4 protein-coding genes are annotated in these 3,095 nt (G+C 51.3%); all 4 read right to left on the bottom strand.

The window, feature by feature from the left end; all coding sequences use genetic code 11:
* Positions 1-241 precede the first annotated feature (241 nt).
* Positions 242-1,501: a glutamate-5-semialdehyde dehydrogenase gene (locus Q0372_RS01615; protein ID WP_298101720.1), complete on the bottom strand. Its 1,260-nt coding sequence runs from the start codon at positions 1,499-1,501 to the stop codon at positions 242-244.
* Between the two features lie 14 nt (positions 1,502-1,515).
* On the bottom strand, positions 1,516-1,677 hold the full coding sequence (locus Q0372_RS01610) for a hypothetical protein (protein WP_298101717.1): 162 nt from the start codon (positions 1,675-1,677) through the stop codon (positions 1,516-1,518).
* A gap of 46 nt (positions 1,678-1,723) precedes the next feature.
* A complete protein-coding gene (proB, locus tag Q0372_RS01605) occupies positions 1,724-2,845 on the bottom strand; it encodes a glutamate 5-kinase (RefSeq protein WP_298101715.1) in 1,122 nt (373 codons plus the stop codon).
* Positions 2,846-2,890: 45 nt separating this feature from the next.
* Positions 2,891-3,095 (bottom strand): hypothetical protein (locus Q0372_RS01600; RefSeq protein ID WP_298101712.1); only part of this gene is annotated, 205 nt, incomplete at its 5' end.

Here is a 3,095-nt window from a genome sequence, read left to right as displayed (position 1 = left end):
TATATTTTTAAAATTTTGACAGAGGTGATTTATAAAATTTCAAGTTTATTAGGTAAAAGTATCACAGAGGGAATTCAGCCTGCGATATAAGATAAAATTTGCAAGTATTTTGAGGCGATTTTTTGAGTTAGAAGCTAAAAATTGCGCAAGCTAGACTTCTGCTTGCAGTTGCGAGCGCAAGAGAAGCAAAATTTCTCTCAAAAGCGCTCGCAAGATGAGCCTTTTAGAAAAAGACGAGCCGCTAACGAATTTGCCCGCCTCCGCGGACGACGTATTTATAGGTCGTGAGCTCTCTCACCCCCATCGGCCCTCTGGCGTGCAGCTTTTGCGTGCTGATGCCGATCTCGCCGCCGAATCCAAACTCGCTGCCGTCGCTAAAGCGCGTCGAGGCGTTGCCGTAGACGACCGCGCTGCCGACTTCGTTTAAAAACCGCTCGACGTTTGCGTAATCCTCGCTTAAAATCGCGTCCGAATGCCCGCTGGAATGCGCATTTATAAAGCTAATCGCCTCGCTTACGTCCCGCACCGTGCGCACAGCTAGCACGAGATCCAAAAACTCGGCGCCAAAGTCGCTCTCGCCTGCGAGCTTGACGTTTTTAGCGCCTCGCAGCTCCGACTCGCACGCACTCAGAAGCTGCTCGCTCACGCGAAACTCGACCTCCGGCATCTCGCGCACAAGCTCAGGCAAAATTTCGCCCGCCACGCGCTCATGCAAAAGCACGCACTCAACGGCGTTACAGACGCTTGGACGCTGGGTTTTGGCGTTTTTGATTATCTTTGCCGCCTCGCTCAAATTTGCGCTCTCATCGACAAAGATGTGGCAAACCCCTGTACCGGTCATTATAATCGGCACGGTCGCGTTTTGCGCGATAAAATCTTTTAAGCTCTTGCCGCCTCGCGGTATCAAAACGTCGATATACTCGCTCATTTTCGCCATTTGCGCCACTACTTCGCGCTCAGGACTCTCTACGAGCTGCACTGCGCCCGTCGGTAAGCCGAATTTCGCCCCCGCTTCATTAAATAAATTTACTAAAAAGATGTTTGAATTTAGCGCGCTGGCGCTACCTCGCAGGATCGCTGCATTGCCGCTTTTTAGCGCTAGAGCCGCAGCGTCGATGCTTACGTTTGGACGGCTCTCATAGATGATACCAAGCACCCCCAGCGGCACGCGCACGCGGCTGATTTGCATGCCGTTTGGATGAGCCCAGCCGCCTAGATTCTCGCCCACAACCTCTGCAAAGCCCGCCACCTCGCGCACGCCCTGCGCCATCGCCTCGATACGGGCATCGGTTAGCCTTAGGCGGTCCAGCAATGCTAGGCTAAGGCCCGATCTCTCGCCGTTTGCAAGGTCTTTGGCGTTTGCCGCTTTTATACCCTCTTTTTGCGCTAGCAGCTCGTTTGCTACGGCGTTTAAAATTTCAAATTTAGCCTTGCTACCAAGCCTCAAAAGCTCGCCGCAAGCGGCCTTTGCGCGCTTACAGATCTCTAAAATTTCGTTCATTTTCGCTCCTTAATCTATAAATCAAATAGCGTGTTGCGTATATAAATGCCGCAAGCGTCGCTTCTATCGCGTCTAAAATCCCAGTGCGTCTTATTTTTATCGGCGTCCGGTTCGTCAAATTTTGCCGTCCACGCCGCGCCTGCCAAAAGTAGCGCAAAAAATATAATCTTTTTCATCTACGCCCTCCGTTTAAAATTTAAACGCGCGAACACGGCTAAAATTTCATTGCAGCGCGATATTATCCGCGTGGATCGCGTCATCGTCGCTTTTGTAGCCTAAAGCCTGCTCTATCTCATCGCTTTTTGCGCCCGCTATGCGCGCAAGCTTGCAGCTTGAATAGTTGCTAATGCCGTGCGCCAGCAGCTTGCCGTCAGTCGCGCAGACGTTTACGATCTCGCCGCGCTCAAACTCGCCGCGCACCTCGGTAATCCCGACCGCAAGCAGGCTTTTGCCCGATTTTATCGCCTCTGCCGCACCCGCGTCGATAATCACCGCACCTTTGCTAATCGCGCCGTATGCGAGCCAGTATTTACGCGAGCTAAGCCGCGCTGCGCCCGCGCTAAAGAGGGTGCCTACCTCGTCGCCCGCCGCTATTTTAAGCAAAATTCCGTCCGTACGCCCGTTTGCGATGATCAGGCTAGTGCCGATCTGATTTGCCATTTGCGCCGCCGCGATCTTGGTCGCCATGCCGCCCGTGCCGAATTTACTGCCCTCGCCGCCTGCCATTTTGACGACGTGTTCGTCGATTTTTTCAATAAAGCTTAAAAGTTTTGCGTCCGCGTGCTCGCTCGGATTTTTGTCGTACAGCCCGTCGATATCGCTTAAAATCACGAGCAGATCAGCATCGATTAGCCCCGCTACTAGCGCGCTTAGCGTGTCGTTATCGCCCACTTTCAGTTCATCTGCTACGACGGGATCGTTTTCGTTGATAATCGGCACGATGCCGCGCGAGAGCAGTTCTGCGCAGACGTTTCGCACGCTAAGATAGCGCGCTCTGTCGCTAAAATCGCCGCGGCTTAGCAGCAGCTGCGCGATAATGCGGTCATGCGCCCAAAATAGCCGCTCGTAAAGATGCATCAGTGCGACCTGTCCGACCGCCGCTAGAGCCTGCTTGCGGCTTAAAATTTTAGGTCTTTGCACGATGCCTAGCAGCCCCATGCCCGCGCCCACGGCACCCGAGCTTACCAAAGCCACGCAAAAGCCCGCATCTTTTAGCTTGCAAATTTGCGCGACTAGACTTTTGATGAGCCGCTCATTTAGCGAACCGTCCGCATTGGTAAGCGTTGAAGTACCGATTTTTATGACGATACGTTTTGCGCCGCCCAGAAGCTCTTTTCTACCCATTTTCCGCTCCAAAATTTTTGAAAATTATATCGAAAACGGCTTATTTTAAATTTTATGTTTTGAGCTGAGTGGATGCGAGCTTTGGTTAAAATTTATTCCCGAATAAAATTCGGCAGCTTCTAAATACGAGAGATAAAATTTTTTGGGTAAAAGTTTGATTATAAAGTAGTCGTATTTGGCGTAGTAAATTTTCTTATATAGCGCTGGTATTGCCTTGTCTACAAGGATCATAACAGGAGTTAGGCTCCCG

This window comes from uncultured Campylobacter sp. (assembly GCF_937997405.1).
Classification (GTDB): domain Bacteria; phylum Campylobacterota; class Campylobacteria; order Campylobacterales; family Campylobacteraceae; genus Campylobacter_B.
Note: the sequence above shows the minus strand (reverse complement) of the source record. Positions and strands in the feature narration are given on the sequence as shown.